General features: G+C 35.9%; 18 protein-coding genes. 12 read left to right on the top strand and 6 right to left on the bottom strand.

Annotated elements, in window-relative coordinates; all coding sequences use genetic code 11:
- Positions 1 to 130: 130 nt before the first annotated feature.
- From BM143_RS02420 to BM143_RS02470, 11 genes are all read left to right on the top strand, one after another.
- Positions 131 to 2014 carry a type VI secretion system Vgr family protein gene (locus BM143_RS02420; protein ID WP_090022612.1) on the top strand — a complete coding sequence of 628 codons (1884 nt, stop codon included), beginning with the start codon at positions 131 to 133 and terminating at the stop codon, positions 2012 to 2014.
- A 199-nt stretch (positions 2015 to 2213) separates the two neighbouring features.
- Positions 2214 to 3947, top strand: coding sequence for a PAAR-like protein (locus BM143_RS02425; RefSeq protein WP_228430710.1), 1734 nt, complete (start codon positions 2214 to 2216; stop codon positions 3945 to 3947).
- A 10-nt stretch (positions 3948 to 3957) separates the two neighbouring features.
- A complete protein-coding gene (locus BM143_RS02430) occupies positions 3958 to 4563 on the top strand; it encodes a hypothetical protein (RefSeq protein ID WP_090022618.1) in 606 nt (201 codons plus the stop codon).
- Between the two features lie 31 nt (positions 4564 to 4594).
- Entirely contained in the window at positions 4595 to 4975 is a 381-nt protein-coding gene (locus tag BM143_RS02435) for a hypothetical protein (protein WP_090022620.1), read from the top strand.
- A gap of 219 nt (positions 4976 to 5194) precedes the next feature.
- Positions 5195 to 6868, top strand: a complete 1674-nt coding sequence (locus BM143_RS02440; RefSeq protein WP_090022624.1) for a hypothetical protein — start codon at positions 5195 to 5197, stop codon at positions 6866 to 6868.
- Positions 6865 to 7356, top strand: coding sequence for a hypothetical protein (locus BM143_RS02445; RefSeq protein WP_139221966.1), 492 nt, complete (start codon positions 6865 to 6867; stop codon positions 7354 to 7356). The genes BM143_RS02440 and BM143_RS02445 overlap by 4 nt, the downstream gene beginning before the upstream one ends.
- A 40-nt stretch (positions 7357 to 7396) precedes the next feature.
- Positions 7397 to 8272 (top strand): hypothetical protein, encoded by an 876-nt coding sequence (locus BM143_RS02450; RefSeq protein WP_090022629.1) that lies wholly within the window; start codon positions 7397 to 7399, stop codon positions 8270 to 8272.
- A 119-nt stretch (positions 8273 to 8391) separates the two neighbouring features.
- Entirely contained in the window at positions 8392 to 9984 is a 1593-nt protein-coding gene (locus BM143_RS02455; RefSeq protein WP_090022632.1) for a hypothetical protein, read from the top strand.
- The gene (locus BM143_RS02460; RefSeq protein ID WP_090022635.1) at positions 9977 to 10963 is read left to right on the top strand and encodes a hypothetical protein; all 987 of its coding nucleotides are present in this window, start codon (positions 9977 to 9979) and stop codon (positions 10961 to 10963) included. Before BM143_RS02455 ends, BM143_RS02460 begins: the two co-directional genes overlap by 8 nt.
- Positions 10964 to 11169: 206 nt before the next feature.
- Positions 11170 to 12096 (top strand): hypothetical protein, encoded by a 927-nt coding sequence (locus BM143_RS02465; RefSeq protein WP_090022638.1) that lies wholly within the window; start codon positions 11170 to 11172, stop codon positions 12094 to 12096.
- 151 nt (positions 12097 to 12247) lie between these two features.
- Positions 12248 to 12799, top strand: coding sequence for a hypothetical protein (locus BM143_RS02470; RefSeq protein ID WP_090022640.1), 552 nt, complete (start codon positions 12248 to 12250; stop codon positions 12797 to 12799).
- A gap of 176 nt (positions 12800 to 12975) precedes the next feature.
- Here the strand turns inward: BM143_RS02470 and BM143_RS02475 are convergent, their stop codons facing one another.
- The 3 genes from BM143_RS02475 to BM143_RS02485 are packed head-to-tail and all read right to left on the bottom strand — an operon-like array spanning position 12976 to position 14606.
- Entirely contained in the window at positions 12976 to 13212 is a 237-nt protein-coding gene (locus BM143_RS02475; RefSeq protein WP_090022643.1) for a hypothetical protein, read from the bottom strand.
- A gap of 47 nt (positions 13213 to 13259) precedes the next feature.
- Positions 13260 to 13943 (bottom strand): hypothetical protein, encoded by a 684-nt coding sequence (locus BM143_RS02480; protein WP_090022647.1) that lies wholly within the window; start codon positions 13941 to 13943, stop codon positions 13260 to 13262.
- 12 nt (positions 13944 to 13955) lie between these two features.
- Complete coding sequence (locus BM143_RS02485; RefSeq protein WP_090022650.1) at positions 13956 to 14606, bottom strand: hypothetical protein; 651 nt, start codon at positions 14604 to 14606, stop codon at positions 13956 to 13958.
- Positions 14607 to 14812: 206 nt separating this feature from the next.
- On the opposite strand from BM143_RS02485, the gene BM143_RS23860 reads away from it, so the two are divergent.
- On the top strand, positions 14813 to 14977 hold the full coding sequence (locus BM143_RS23860; RefSeq protein WP_156122735.1) for a hypothetical protein: 165 nt from the start codon (positions 14813 to 14815) through the stop codon (positions 14975 to 14977).
- Positions 14978 to 15287: 310 nt separating this feature from the next.
- On the opposite strand, the gene BM143_RS02490 is transcribed toward BM143_RS23860, so the two are convergent.
- The 3 genes from BM143_RS02490 to BM143_RS02495 form a co-directional block, all read right to left on the bottom strand.
- Complete coding sequence (locus BM143_RS02490; RefSeq protein WP_090022653.1) at positions 15288 to 16016, bottom strand: hypothetical protein; 729 nt, start codon at positions 16014 to 16016, stop codon at positions 15288 to 15290.
- A 68-nt stretch (positions 16017 to 16084) separates the two neighbouring features.
- Positions 16085 to 16228 (bottom strand): bacteriocin, encoded by a 144-nt coding sequence (locus BM143_RS23695; protein ID WP_139221967.1) that lies wholly within the window; start codon positions 16226 to 16228, stop codon positions 16085 to 16087.
- A 240-nt stretch (positions 16229 to 16468) separates the two neighbouring features.
- Positions 16469 to 16879, bottom strand: coding sequence for a 5-fold beta-flower protein (locus tag BM143_RS02495; protein ID WP_090022655.1), 411 nt, complete (start codon positions 16877 to 16879; stop codon positions 16469 to 16471).
- Between the last annotated feature and the right edge of the window lie 37 nt (positions 16880 to 16916).

Here is a 16916-nt window from a genome sequence, read left to right on the forward strand (position 1 = left end):
ACTTTAAGCCTGATTTTCAGACAGTCGTAGTTTTACTACAATTTAAAAGATTTAATGAGAATTTAAATTACATAGTCTATTTTTTATCTAACTTAGGTGACATAATACCAAATAAAACGCACCAAATATTATGAAAAACACCTCAAATTCTGAGAAGGTTTCAGAAAACCATATTTCGGGGATCAACCGTGTGGTAAAACTGGACATTGTGGTTGAGGGTAAGACTGTCAATCACTTTAAGCACTTTCGTTTACGGCAGAGTGCCAGAAAGCACCATGATTTTGAACTGGTATTGGCTCATGACTCTTTAGGCGAAGCACAAAATCACAACCTTGAACAGGCCCAAAAGTTTTTAGGAAAAAGAATCACCGTTGTTTTTAAATATAAAGATGCTGAAAATGAAAGCCCCGAAAGAACATTTGTGGGTCTCATTACCAAAGTGGCATTCAGTCAGGAAAAAATGAGTCTGGGAAATATTATCTTAAAAGGAAAAAGTCCCACTATTCTGATGGATTCTGCTCCACATACCCAAAGTTTCGGTGGAGGCCAGGAGGTAAATACCAATATCATTGCTACCCGGATTATCAATGAAACATTAGGTTCAAACAAATTTGATTTCAGGATAGATACCCAAAACAAAAGCTATATCAGTTACAGTTCACAATACAACGAAACCCATTACAATTACCTTACACGGATTGCAGAAGCTTATGGAGAGCAGTTTTACTATGACGGCGAAATCCTTCATTTCGGGAAGCTCCCCACTTCTGAAAAACCTATCCTGCTGGTGTATGGAAGCAATGTCAATGATGTTAATGTGGAGCTGAAGGCCGTTCACACCAAACCGGAATACTTTGGCTATAACAGCAGCAGCCATACTAAAATGGTTGGCGTGGATGATTCTGTAAAACATGTAGGAGAATTATCTTCCAAAGCTTATGAACTGAATGACGGCATTTTTACCACGCGGTCATTGACCCCCACTCCTATCAACGCCAATATGTTCCGTGATGTGGATGATTCCCAAAAGAGCGCACGAGGAAGTAAAGCGGTAGAGGTTTTTACAGTTTCGGGACATACAACAGTTCCGTTTCTGTATATAGGCTGTGTGGCAGATTTAGCTATGAGAAAGACAGACAGCAACGATACCTCCCATTTTACAACACTTATGATTACGGAGGTGAGCCACGAGGTGGATGCAAGAGGATATTATACCGGAAGTTTTGAAGCTATCGCTGAGGGAACCGGTTTTATGCCAAAACCTGATTTTGAAATGCCTAAAGCAGAACCGCAGGTAGCCACCGTGATATCCAATGTAGATCCTTTGAATCAGGGAAGAATACAGGTCCGGTTTGACTGGCAGTTAAATGACACCACCCACTTTATCAGAATGATGAGCCCTGACGCAGGTGGAACGGATGCCATAACACAAAACAGAGGTTTTGTAGCGGTTCCTGAAATTGGAGACCAGGTCATGGTAGGATTTGAATACCACAACCCCGATTTCCCATTTGCCATGGGTGGAATGTTTCACGGACAGGTAGGCCTGGGCGGGGGCGTAGACAATCATTTGAAATCTATACAGACAAGAAGCGGCATTAAAGTTTTAATGAATGATGCAGACAAAAGTGTAACCATTAAAGATCCGAGCGGAAATACCTATTTTATGGATGGCCAGGGGAATATTCATGTCACTGCGCCGAAGAATATGACTTTTACCGCAGGAGAAGATATGGAGATTTCTGTGGGAAGGAATATGACCACCAAGATTGGACAGGACAGCACCATGCAGGTTGGCAATGACCATACCGAATCTATTACAAAGAGATACACTCAAACCTCTGAAAACAAAAGTGTGATCGTGAAAAAAGATCAAACTGAAAGCACAGGTAATGCATTCAAAAGCACCTCCGGAGAAGCCGATATACAGACTTCTAAAGGCGATTTAAAACTAAGAGGATCATCATTAGCCGTATTCCAGGGAGGAAAAGACGTGAAAGTAAGCAAAGGCTAAATGTATGACGGGTGATGAACTTAAATTTCATTTGTTGCCAACGAATATATTTCCGGCCCCAACAATTGAACCCAATCCAAAACATTAACACATGGAAGATCGAAATACTTCAGCGCATGATCGTAAGCTTTCTGAAAAAAGAGCAGAAAAGCAAAAAAAAGCCAGCGGAGATTCTCCTACAGAAAAAAGAGAAGTGGTCATGCATGGAGCAAAGTTAAAATGTCCTCATGCTAAGGCGCCGGGAGACCTTAAAGTTACGTCTAACGAAATCAATCTCCAGGATCAGTTATGGGCCACAGAAGGTGATGGAAACAATATGGTCAACCTTCAGTTTAAAGGAACCTGCGGACACCCAAAATGGCCTGCCAAAAACATGCCTCCTCCTCCCTGTATGAGCGTTATAAAATTAAGTCCATGGGAAAATCTGGGAACTTCTATCGTACAGACACAAACTGTTTTGGTAAAAGAATCATTTATCACTTGTGATCCTGATTTTAATGCTGCTGTGGCGAAACCGATTCCGACGGTCGAGAGGATTTTAACACCAGAAGAACCAAAAACTGAAATTGATTATAAGTTTTTGGTTAATTTCAGAAGGGGGAATTCTTACAAAGGAGAATATGGTTTTGATTGGTTACGGGAAGAATATATAGAGCCGCTGGAAAAAGTTTTGTATAATAACAGTAATCCTCCTGCTCCTATTAAAACGAAACCCAACGGAAAAGCTGAAGCTACAAAAACACCTCTTTGTGAAAATTTTGAAGAGCTGAAAACTCAATATAGACCATTTGTAAGATTTCAGAAAGACTACTATTGTACCTGGTTATCTATATTTCCTGTAGATTATCCGAACTCACCTCATATAAATGGTGTCAAATTGGATATCGAAGTATTTGAAGATTTTAAAGACAATGAAAAATTAAAAAAGCCTTCTGAAATAGAAATTCACTTTGAATGCGATAATGCTGATGTAGAAATTACGCCTAAAATTGCAAAAAGTATAAAAGAAGCTAAAAAAGGAATACTAGTAAAATGTACGAAAGCATTATCAAAAGACACAGAAATTACAGTAAAAGCAGTTTTAAAAGACGGAGATAAGGAAAAAACAAATGAAAAAATAGGAAAATTCTTTATTTATGCTAACAATGAAATTAAAAATATAGACATCTCAATTATAGATTGTTTGATCAATGATGATAGTTCAAAGGCTTTAAAAAGAAAGAGAGGAAGCGATTTGGAAACCTATTTAAATTCAAAAGTTTTAAATCAAGCTCTCATTCAATGTAAAGTAAAAACACCTGAAGATTTTGATTTACGATTGTACAAAGAAAATGGAAAGACATTAGTAGAAAAATACAGCCTGGATAAGTCTTCGGTAATGAAAGAATTAGAGATATCTTCTAAAAAAGCTTCCACAAGAGTTGCTGAGAATAGTATAGAAGATTTGGAAATTTTCAGAGATGAATTAATGAGTTTATATGAAAAAAATGGAGCCAATAAAAAACCTGTAAGAAAGAAAAACGATAAAAATAAATTTATGTTTTTTGCCAATATTTTTGTTCAGATGGGAAAAAAAGAAGAAAGATTTTTTATTACAAAGGACCCGGCAGGAAATGAATCATTTTCTATTAAGGTAATAACTGTAGATGCTTTTGCATATTTAAAAGGTGCACAACCCGTTGGAAACACGGTCATCTTTTTTACAGAACAGACCTTAGACAATCCTACCATTGCTCACGAATTTGGACATAATTTAGGATTATGGCATTTATTTGATAACAGTCCCTATAGATTTTATAAAGGACATACAGATAATTTTATGGACTATTCGGAAAGAGTACGGGTAGATGTAGAAGATTCGGCAGATAGAAATAGGAATACAAGATTAGCCTACTACAAATGGCAGTGGGATGAAATGAGAAAAGGAATATAAAATATAAAATATGAACAAACTACTTTTTTTAGGACTGATCATTTTCTCCGTGTTTTATAATGCTCAAAGACATTATAATGTTGATATTTTAGGGGAAGGACATTTCTATTATGATACAAAAACTCCTTTTAAAGATTTTATTCAAAGTTTTAGTAAGAATGAATTTGTACAATCGGCAAAAAACAATATTCTGGATTCAACCAAGATAAGTTCAGACCAACTGAAAAATTATCATCAATTGGTTTTAGATAACATTCCCAAGAATAACAAAAACCATATCTGGGTTGTTTTCGGATATCATAAAGGTCATTACTATTCTAAATATTTTTTAGGAGAAAATCTAACTAAAAATGAAAATGATTTTTTTGTTCAGTTAAATTATTTTGTCAATAAAAAAAATAATCTGATTGATAGCATTGGTACTTGTATTCCTAAAAATGGATGTAGAGAAATAAAAAAATATAAGCCCATTAATGCTTCCAAAGCGTTTCAATCTATGGAAATACAAAAAAACAATTTTCCAGTTGACAATAGCTATAGTTTAAAAAAATATGAAGAAGACAGAAAAAAAATGGAAGCAGATAAAAAAGCTATTTGGACCATCAATGAAGAATAAATATTGATCAGATACTTTTTATGCATAGGAAATGAAAACCTTGGTTACCCGTTTGATATTATTTTTCTTTGTTCCTGCTTGCGGGCAAAAGGCCGTTTATGACAGTTTGAAAGTGTATGAGCAGGATTCATTGACTGTACATAAAAATTTTAAAGACGGAACAGTACCCAATAAACTTACCGTAAAAGTCATTAATCCCTGTAATGCTGAAAAAGAAAGATTTGACGGAGCTGTCACCATAATCAGTGCCACCGTTAAAAATAAAAAATACAGCGACAGTATAGTTTACAGTTATCCTGATGCGCAATCCGGTTTAATCAATTTAAAAACAAATAACATATCAAATTATAATATCAATCAATCAACATCAGGCGGTCTTCATCCCTTTTACGTATTGCGGAAATTGGGATAATGATACAAAAGTCTCTTACATCATATTGTATAACCATAAAAAATACCTGTATCATATAAAGTACCGTTGTGGAGAAGATGACCAATGTAAAATCAATGAAAACCTGGATATTATATTAAAAGATTTACCCGAAAAGCTAAAATTAAAAGTGATTAAAGACCTGAAAACAAAATATAATAAGTCAAATGATTTTCAATAATCAGCTCAAAATAAAACGTCATGAGTGAAGAACAAGAACAAGGAAAAGATAATTACTCCGCAAATCCCAATCAAAAGGTTTATGATACGCCGCACCAGGTGGATCATGAAGTAAATGTGGTGAAAATATATTTTGCAAAACAAGTTCCTAAAATGACCTGGGAAACTAAAGAAGATACCTATACGGTAAAAAATGGAGGGTCCGTATCTGACGTAAAAAAGAAGTATGAGAAAAAAGGAAGAAGAAACATCCTCGCAGATAAAGAAGATTCTGTAAAATTAACAGCAAAGGAATCAGTGAAAATTACCTGGGAAGAAGAAGTACAGGCGAAAAAAGCAGATGGCAGTCCGGATTTTGATTTTGAGAAAATAAACAGCACCACCATTAAAAAGAAAGTATGGGTGGTGGCCCATTGTGAAGGAGCAAGTGGAAAGCTCTCTGTGGAGATTCATGAAAATAAACTTACCAATGCGGAAAATGTCTATGAAAATCCTGTCAAGTTTTTGGATGGAGAAGAGGAGAAAAGCAAAATTGAATTTACCATCAACGGAACCCTGGTGTATTCGAAAGAAATAACAATGCGCCCGAAAAGCGACGAAGATTTAAAAAAACTAATTGATCAACTGAACAAAAGAGCTGATACAAACGCTTTCCTATATTTCAAAGCTGAAGTAACCGGAACAGAAGATCAGGTGAAATTTCCGGATGAAACGCATGAGTTTTTAAATAAAGACAATGAAAGATTTGAGATCAGATACTGCAATTGCGGAAACAAATATGACATTACCTGTACCCGGTACAGTAAAAGATATGGTCCCGCTTACTGGGGATCGAAAAAACTTGAAAATTACTCCGATTGGGATACCTTGATTGAAGACAAGAAAATTACGACGGAAGAAAAGGCTATTCTGGTGGGAATGTCTGAAAATGAAGGTAAACTGGATTCTGTTCAGTCCTATGACTGGGACCTTTCGGGTGAACAGATGATAGTAACAGCAGGCGCCATGCAGAAAACTGTGGATCATACCGGAAAAGGAGAATTCACCACACAGGTTGAAGAATTTAAAGCCCAACATCCGGAAAAGTATGAAGAATTATTTGTATCATGCGGATGGACGGTGGATTCCGGGATTCTGTATTATAAAGATCCGGCAGATCCTAAAGCGGAAAAAATCACAGGAAATACGTTGTCCAATAAAATCAGAGAAAACTGTAAAGAATCTTTATTTGGAAAAACAGTGGAATGTAAACCTCTGCAACCGATCGTAAATGCCGTTATTGATAAGGTATTTCAGGAAAAACAGGTGGTAGATTTTATCAAAAGGTTAAAAGAGGTAGTGCTTCCTTTAACGCCTACAGGCTATTCATACAAACTGTCAGATTATTTACAGTCAAAATTAGGAAAAGCAACTGCTCTGGATCATCACATTAACAGACCGGGATTGGTAAAAGACGATTTCGGTGCTGCCTTAGACCGGTTTTTCGCCAAAAAAGATGCCAATACAGCCAAAGAAAACAAAACCAAAAAAGAAGGTGAAAAATTAGAAAAACTATCAAGAAACCCTGCCGATTGGGGAGATATGCACGGGAAATATGAGAAGGAAATTCTTGATGATTACGGTAATCAGAGAAGAGGTACCGATATGGACAAACGCTATGAAAAAATGGAAAAAAACTCAAACTTATCATCATGAAAAAAATAACATCCATTCTAATGATTTTAATCATTTGTATTACGTGTGGAAACACAATGTCCCAACGAAATCATGATGTACAACAGAATAAAACGGTAAAAAAAGATACCATCATTAAGCTGAATGATAATATATCCCTTTACTATGCTTCCTATAACAGCCCTATGAAACTATGGTATAATCTTCATATCATTCATCATAAGAAGAAGATAAAAGTAGGTAAAGGAAGTGATTTTAAAGGTACCGGAAGTGAACTCTTTTCTTCCCTGTCTCCTAATGCAAAATATGTAGTAGTGGACGGTATTATCAAAGAATATGTGCATGAAAGTGCAAAGGACAGTACCCTGCACGAAAACTACACATGTGCCATTATCGACATCGATAAAGCAAAAATAATCAAACAGATGCAACAGGATTGTGATGGATCATGGAACAAGAAAAGCCAGTGGATTTCCTCCGGAGGGAAAGTGGTTTTTGCATCAAAATAATGGTTGAATCAGCAATAACAAATTGTAAAAGGAGTTAATTATGGAGCCCGTATTTCCGATAAATGTCAAATTAAATCTTGTAGAAGGAAAGAAGTTTTATCGCTATACCTATAATGAATACACCACCATCCATGGGGAAACGCACAGAAGCGAGCTCAACAAAAATTTTCATGTCACGCTGAAACTTTTAGAAGGGGAAGAAAAAAGATTTGAATACCATATTGAAATTTTTGACAGGGTTCACAGGGATAAGGAATTATCACTGTCTGAAAAAGATTTTTTAAACAGAATTGCAGAGATCAATGATGATGTAATGCTCATAACGGACGAATATGGCCGGTTGAAAAACGTACAGGAACTGTCCATTCTTCAGGATAGAGTGGAAAAAACAGTGGAAAAGCTCTCCCGATCTTATGTAGGCAAACAGGCAGAGGATTTTTATACGTTTTTAAAAGATTTTTACCAGAAGGAGCACTTAGTGGGTAAGGATTTTTTAAGAAATAATCATTTTGGAATGATCGTCCATCCATTTTATGGAAGATATGAAAAGGAAAACCAGGTAAAGCATAAGGTGCGGTACCGTAATTTTATGGCCAATACCATAATAGATATAGAAGAGAGTGTAGAGCCCGAGGCCATGCGTTGTGATGATGAATTATTACTGGTACAGTATACCGGAAACATCCCATCAGATAAAAATTGGGAAATGTTTTATGGGGAAATGAAAAGAAAGGAAATCACTTATAACAGTGAAACCGATTTTCCAAAACTGGACAAATATAAAGGGCAGATTTTATTAGATTTTAAAACCAAAGAAGTGTTGGAGCACAAACTGACCATAGAATTTTCCCTGGGAGACAACTACCAAAAGAAAATCATCTGTCATATCAAAGAAATAAGCCATGAAGAATTATAAAATTGAAGAACTGTAGAATCAGTTGAATAAAAAACTTGGCAGCCTAAGACTTCTCAATTAATAAAAATAAAATCACAGATCATCCTCATCAGGAAATATAAAAAAAGAAAAATCTTAAAATGGCGACACGTATTACCATAACAGACACAGGGCAGACACAAACCTTAAATGGTCCATTGGCTCCGGATACTCCCGATGATTCATTGCAGCGTATCAGTGCCGTTTATTTTGCCAAGAAAGTAACAACCGACAACGGAACAAGAGTCAGTTTTACAAAAATTGATTCTGCTCACGTGCAGCAGGATCATCAAAATCAAAATATTCCATACGATTCCATATTGGGAAAAACGGTGTATCTGATCATGGAGACCAGCAATATGCAGAACTTGAGTATAGATGCAGTGATAAGACCTTCAGCCAATACCATGACAGAAAATACGGATACCTTACAGCTCATGCGTTTTGTATCTCCTAACCGGTATGAAGTACAGAGGCTGTTTACAGTACGGGTGGGAAATTTTGATGCCCTTAACAACAGAGACGGCAGACATGATCATTATACCAATTTAGATGCTGATCATATTAACAAAGCCATTATTAAGCTGCAGCTCAGACCGGATGGAAGAGCTACTTTTGATGACTGGACCAGAAGGCTCGCAGATGGAAGTATTAATCTGGAAGTGGCCGTAGAAAGAACGGATAATAATCCCTGTGCCTATAAAGACGGACAGGAAGAAGTAAACGGAGCCGGTGTTTTCTTAGATGATGATACAGGGAGATTCAGAGTGGTTAATAAAAATATATACAACATTCATCATGGCAGTAATACGTACAATACGTTGCCGGAGATCAGTACGAATCCATCGAGAAGAAGACGGATACAGAAGGTTGTGAATGCCCAGTCTACCGAAGTGATCTTCTTTTATTACGACCAAAACGATAATGAACACAGGATTTGTGCCCGAACGAAAGAAAGTGTAACCAGAAAAAGAAGAGTCAATACCATTCCGCCGCTGGCCCAAAGAGGAGCTCTTTCACAAACCATAGATTTTACCGCGAACAGAGCCGCCGGAGAACAGATCGATGCACATCAGTTACGGGTGTATGCCAACGGAACCCTGGGCGATGGAGCCACCGATAAATGGTACGCCAATCAGCCGGGAAATGTAGACTTAGTCGATATGGATATATTAGCGAATGTAGGTGTGGGACCCCAGATATTCGAAGCCTTCAATTACAATCAGAATGGAGTCATCATCCGGTATGGATTTCAGCACACCAGAAGAAGAAGTATTCAGCCGGATTTATTTGCCGGTTTCTTAGGGTCATTGGCCCAATTCAGACAGGAAGGGCACAATCATTATATTGTATCTCAGGGGTTTTCTTTTTCTGATGCGTCGTGCTACCCCAGCGCAGAACATGTGAACGGAGAAGCGGGAGATCTGAATTTATTAACGACTCAGGAAAATGGGACCAATACGGTCCTTTCGGCAGCCAATTTTGATTATGATAATGCGGTGATTCTCCGGAATATTCTTTATGATTTTGGATTTATACTAGGCCGTTCAGAAAATTTTTCTAACACCGCAAATGCCAGTACGGCAGACAATGCCAATACACGGTTGCCTCACACGATCCACACCGCTACACCAAGACATAATAATCATTTACATATTCACGGTTTTGCTCAAATATCAGATATCTATGTTTAAAATTAATATCGCTTTTTTCACCAGTTTGTTTTTCCTTTTCTCCTGTTACAGCAAAGCACAGACAGAAAATAAGGCCATACAAACAGAAGTACATTCAACGGATAAAGGATCGTTTTCTTTTAACCCCAATAAAGCTGACTGTATCACGCTGCCGTTTGGATATTCGGATATTTCAAAACGAAAAACCGTGGACTCCGTTCTGTCTGCCATAGAAGATAAAAATAAACTGAAAGAAATCGGTGCATTACAATTTGAAAAAGTAATCAAAAAGGATCTTGTCTTACTTCCTGAAGAATATGATGTCTTCCTGCCATTCAGCGCTACTGTCAATGAAAAATATGACCCCATTAAAATAGCTTCTCATTTTCTGTGTTACAAAGATTTTTCAGTGTACTTTATGGCCGTCTATAATACCGTGCGTTACGCCGATCCGTTCATTGAAAAAATATATTTAGTCTCAACCAAAGACGGTAAGCTTATCGATATGAAGAGAATTTATCTGAATCATCAGGGAGAAATGGGATTTGCCAACTATACCTTATTTAATATTGATAAAAATTACATCATTTCTCTACAGGATTATGAGTTGACTGAAAATCCTTTTCAATTAAAACCTTTACATCAATACCAGATTCTTCCGTCCGGAAAATTTGCCAGATACTTTGATAAAGATGGTCCTTATAAAAATGATGAAGAACAGGGTCTCGTAAAAAATCACCTCAAAGAAGGAAAATGGATAGAAACCAAACCCAACGGATCTCTTGATTTACAAAAACATCCGGAATTTACAGATCCCTATACGTATCTGGAAGCGGAATATAAAAACGGTTTACCCGCCGGAACATGGAAATTTTACAAATTACTGCAAAAATACAGTGAAGAAACAGGAGAACCTCTATTCAATACAAGGAAGAAAGGACCATTGATCTATACTGAAGTGTATAAAGAGGGGGTATTGGAAAAACGGGAAGTTCGTTAATGTTGGAGGGTTGGCTGATGTAGTTTTTTTTCTGCTTTGGATAAACTTCTGCTGAATTCTTTGTTGGAAAATCGCAAAGGCCGCAAGGTTTTAAGGTGTATGGGTAGTTTAAGGCGCAAGAAAATCAAAGATTTTCAGCTATGCATTCATTATTATGGAATAAGCGAACAACATCACAGTTGTAAATACTACATACATTAGATCAAATGATTACTAATATACCAGAATACGAAGATTTTGAAAACGTATCAAAAGAATGTCTAATTCAAGCACTTGAATTATTTTTTAGAATTTATTGTAATTATAAAGAATATGACGATGAAAATATAAATGAAGAAGTGCCTCTAAATGAGGTTTGGGAGCATAACAAGCCTACATTTAGAACATCTGTTATCTTATTACATCAGGGAGTTGAAACTTATATGAAAAGTGTAATTGTAAGAAATTCACCTTATTTACTTCTTGAACAAAAAAGATCAGATTGGCCAAGTCTTCCAAAAAGTAAAGATGTAGATTACTCCACTATGTACACATATGCAGGAGAGAATCTTCTCAATACTTTTTGCACTGTTACTAATGGCAAGCTTAATTCAGAAAAAATAAAGTTTATTGAAGATATTCGCCAAAATAGAAATAAGGCAATTCATGGAGCTGGAAGTATGTTAAATAATCCGAGTACTGTTATTCTTGATATACTAAAAGCTTATACTTATTTCTTTGGAAAAGATCAATGGTTTAATGATATGAAAAAATGGAATCAATCGAATCCTCTTTTTGGTTACTATAACTGGGATTTTGAGAGTATACAATCATATAAATTTCTAGATTTTATTGAAGTGACAATAGGTGTAAAACAACTAAATTTTTTTTTTAATTTTGATTTGAATGGAAGAAGATATTTTTGTCCTACTTGTTTTTATGAAATAAGTTCAAAAGGTGAACAATTAAAAAGTAAATGGGCATTTCTCACCCCCAACAAACCTTCTTCAAAGCTTTTATACTGTATCAATTGTAATTTTGAGAATGAAATAAAAAGAGTGGATTGTCATATTAAAGATTGCATGGGTAATGTAATGGATGTCAATGGCATTTGTCTTACCTGTGGTAAAAAAACCAATGAAAATTCTATTTAAAATATCTTTTTTAAGTTGCAAGATTTTCTCTTCTAAATATAGGCTTTCCTGCTTCATAGACTTTATTTAAGATCATCCCGAAAACTTTCTTCCAAAAAATAAAAACTCTTTTTTTTGTAACGATAATTTCTCTAACATTGCAAAAAAAACCATGAAAAACTCAAAACTAGTTTTAGCAGCAGCTTTAATGCTGTTCTCCGCTGTGAATGTAACGGCTCAAAAAAAGAAATCAGCGGCTCCGTCAAAACGCGGACCGATGGAAATGCCTAAAGATGCTGAAGTTCAGGTCATGGCCGCAGGCGAGAAAGCCTTAAGCTATTATTATAAGACCAACGCTCGGGTTACCTTTAAATACGATGCCAACTATAAAAATACAGATATTTATATCACTGAGGACGGTACCCAAAAATTAATGTACAAAGCTAAACTGGATGATACAGGTGTAGATACCCAGTTAAAAGCAAGAATCAATCATTATAAAGTATACAGTTTAGACCGTAAAACCCTTTTATTCACCTACGAATCAGAAGCATCGGCAACCAGCTTAGTAAAAATGATTGCTGTATCTCCTGCAAAAACCTCTACGATTCTGGATTTCTCCCAGGCATTCGGACCTGCTGAATATACGCTGGGTAAAACGGAAACGTTTGAGAAGTTTCCCATCTTTTTATACTATTCAATATTTAATGCGCCGAAAAAGTAATGTTATTTAAAAGAGATAAATAACAATCTCTGAATTCCTCTGATTTTGGAGACTGTCTTTTTTAATCCTTGGCAAGGTTTAAAACCTTGCCAAGGATTATAGTACTACCTATTCTTCCCTATCGGACACAAACAAGGGCCCGCGCGGGGAGGGAATACATAATCATTCAATTCTTATTACCTCCAGGAATTCATTTCATAGTTTGAAAAGTTCACTTCCATATCCTCTATCCTGTCTTCAAGGGCTTTGATGCCTGTATGCCTGTATTTTTCCTTCTCAGATTCATTAAGGGTATACATAATATCGAATCCCGGGGTTGGCTTGGCAATAGGGACAGATAGTATAATACGGCCATCCTCTTCATACATATAATATTGCCATTCTTTTTGTTCGAGTACTTTCTTTTCGTTCATTCTTTCAGTTGATTTTTAATACATCATTTGGTATTGGTTCAGGATAACTATCCTTTTGACACCGCATAATGACAGATGCCCTCCAAAAACAGCATATACCTTCCCGGTTGATATTCTCCATAGGAAAACAGATAGATAGCCTCATTTTTCTTTACATAATGAATTTCCAATCCATCTTCAGAGAGATACTTTTCAACAAAGCTATTAACCGGGCTGAACGTGCTTTCTTTCATGATGATATTAAAACTTCTCTCCCCTATTTCTTTTTTTAATTCCCGTAATGGATGGTTGTAAAAATCCATCAGTTTGAACGTTTGATTTTTAATTGCAAAAACATGTTTGAGAGCTTTTTCTTCCTCTCCGTCAAATAATTTCCGCCTGATCATTTCAATGTTTTCAATCATAGCAGGATATAATGATATGCCCCAAACGATATCCTGCAGCATTTTCGCATACTCAGTATTGGCTTCTTCACCGGGAAAATTCCTTACGACCATGATGGCCATCGGATATTTCTGATAGGCTTCATCTTCCGTATATGCTCTATGTTCATCAATGACCGTTTTTTTTATATCCAGCAATTGACGGTAAAAGGAAATGTTCATGGAATTATCGGGAAATTGTTCATATTCTTCTTTGGCCTGCGCTAAAGCTTTTTCAACGATTTCACGGTAGTATTTTTTTGTTAGACGGTCTTCTAAATCTATATAAATTGAGGTGTTCTTATCCATTAAAGCTTTGTTTTAGATAGATACATTGGGATTATTTTTCTTTGCTTCATCCATATTATACGCAATCCTGTTATCCTGAATGTTCAAAGTCGTGAAAATACCGATGTACTGATTAAATAGATTTTTGTCATAATAAACAAGCACCGGAAACAACTGACTGGCCTGGTAATATCTTTTGCCTTCTAAGGCCTTTTGCATGGCTTCTTCCACTTCCTGTACAAGTGGCCTGCAGTTTTTATTTAAGAGGAAATCCTTTAGATGAGATTCAAAAAACCGGTCACCATACAGCTGTAAAAACTGTTTGATATAAGGATATAATTCCTGTTCGCTTTTTCCATTGAACGTTGAAATGTACAAGGCATTGGTGATGATATCATATACATTATCCTGATTATGGAGTCTGTGGGGTTCAAAACTTTCTTTTTCGTCCCATTTTTCAGCGGTGAATCGGTCAAGGAGTTCAAAACCTTCGGGTATACCCCATGCAAGCAAAATAAGCATGGCCTGATAAGCCACATAACGGTCTTGATGGTGAAGAAGTCTTTTTAACTGTTCAACCCTGTCAAAATCTTTTTTTTCAAGGAGTTGTACTTCGTTTAAATCGTATCCTTCATTCCCTTCCTCATTGTAGTAATAAAGGAGTTCATGGAGTTGGTTATTCATTTAATCAGTTTTTATGAGTGGAGTTGAACAGTAGTGGGAATATTCAGTTTTATATTTTAAAAATACAAACTTTCTTTTTGATATGGAATTTGTTTACAGGTTTCTTAATTTTTCAAACACAAGAAAATTGATAATAGAAAAGACAAAATGACGATACCGGTATGTCTGCGATTTGCTTTTGTCAATTATTTTCACTATCTTGTAGTATGAAAAAAAGTGAAAATCAAGGGAGTATAACCCATGCAGGTAGAATGAATGAACGAACAAAAGCATTGGAAGTTCTTGAAAAAGCCAAGCAAACACAAGGGAAAATTACCTTTTTAAGAAAAGGTGTAGGGAGAAACTTTAAGCCAAAAACTGAGGAGTCGTAAATCGAAATTGATTGAATTGATATCTTCAAAGAGTAGTATATTGTCGAAGAACTCGAAAATAAGATACTGGAGCTCGTAAAAGAAAAACAGATCCGCACTGGCGGACATAACGCAAATAAGCGGGATGATGTTGATAGGATCCTGAATAGGTCAATCGACGATCGTAACGTATTTCTTCAGCGTATGGCAGATGATTGAGCGCGCAAACCAGCGTATAATTATGCTGCCAAAATAAAACAATAGAGGCTGTCCATTTTGGGCAGCCTCTTGTTTGTTATATCTGTCTAGTCCTGAAATAGCAGAAGTCAAACTACCAGATTGATACTCTTCTGTTTCTATCTGTGCTTTTAACCTGTACATACATTCTTTTTGCATCCTCATTATAATATTGTACAGTAGGATTAGTATTATATAATGCTGTTACCCCAATAACATATTTGCCACACCAACCACAATCTTTAGATTTTGTTTCCACTTCTATACCCTGACCATTAGGAGTACTATACCACTCTATTTTGGCGTTCTTACCAAGATCACTCCAGGTTTCAGTAAAATTCGGATATCTGTCGTTTTCTTTAATTTTGAACCTCGAACCTGATTTAAAACATAGTAATTGTGTGTTTTCAATAACTGGCTTTTCAATAACATAAAACTTAATAAAAGCTTGCTCATTATTTGGAATAATATCAATTGATTCCTCTTTTGACTTAATATCCGTAGGTGGTATATCCAAATTATCTTTATCTATAATTTCGAAAGTCAATGCATCATTTTTGTATTCATCGATTACCGCTTTATCATTTGAAGTTGCTAAAAGTTTAGCAATATTATTATGTTTGTCAGTCAAAGTAATCGTCTCTGTATATTTTAACATCTCAGAACTTAAATCCTCGTCTTCCATTATTCGATTTTGAGATAAAGGCTTTTCTTCATTATTTATTTTTTCTAAATTTGAAAAAGAATCTTCTCTGTTACAGGAAATAAAAGTTGTTGCTAATCCTAAAAAGCAAAACGAAGTGGCTAAAAATGTGTTTTTCATTATTCAAAATTTAATTTTATTATTCATCTAATATTAATATTGTTGCTGTCCGATAAATCCTGTAGGATTTATTTTAGATAAAGACAATGTTCTTCTGTTACATCTTTGTATACATGATGCAAAATCGGAATACTCTCTACATAAGAGCCTTCACAATAACAAGCAAAGCCCCCATTAATAAACTTTAATTCTTTTTTAGTTAATTCTTTCATAATTATTAATTTTTTGATATTACTAAAGTAGAAGAAGTTTTACAAAAGAGATATCTAAAATTAGCAACTGCGTACTTTTATAAAATAGCTGCGATTTATAATCTAGTAACTGCGCCAGCAGCTCTTGTATTTAAAACCGAACTTTCATCGCCTATAAAAAAGGCCGGGATTTTATGATCCAAGCCTTTATTTTTAATGTCTATACCCAGCAGAATAGTTTCCTCTTCCTGGTGATGATGATTAATCCAGTTTAAAAAAGAAATACACAACCGCTGCCCACTCTTTTTTAATTCCTCTGGCATAGCCAATCGTGCTGCGGCTGCTGTTTTCTACCGTTCCATCGTCTTTGATGTAGCCAATGGTTGAACGGCTGCTGTTTTCTACGGTGCCATCCTTTTTAACGTAACCTACCGTAGAACGGCTGCTATTTTCTATGGTACCATCACTTTTGATATAACCGATAGTTGAACGGCTTTTATTTTCAATGGTTCCGTCCGACTTGATGTATCCGACGGTGGAACGGCTGCTGTTTTCAATGGTTCCGTCCGATTTGATGTAGCCCGTCGTGCTGCGGCTTCCCGATTCAATGGTTTGTGCACTTGCCATCGAAAGGCTGAAGAGAAGGAAAGCAAAGATTCCTATTTTTTTCATGATTTTTAATTTTTTAATGGTTATTGTTTTTGATGTA

Source organism: Chryseobacterium oleae, from assembly GCF_900115055.1.
Classification (GTDB): Bacteria; Bacteroidota; Bacteroidia; order Flavobacteriales; family Weeksellaceae; genus Chryseobacterium; species Chryseobacterium oleae.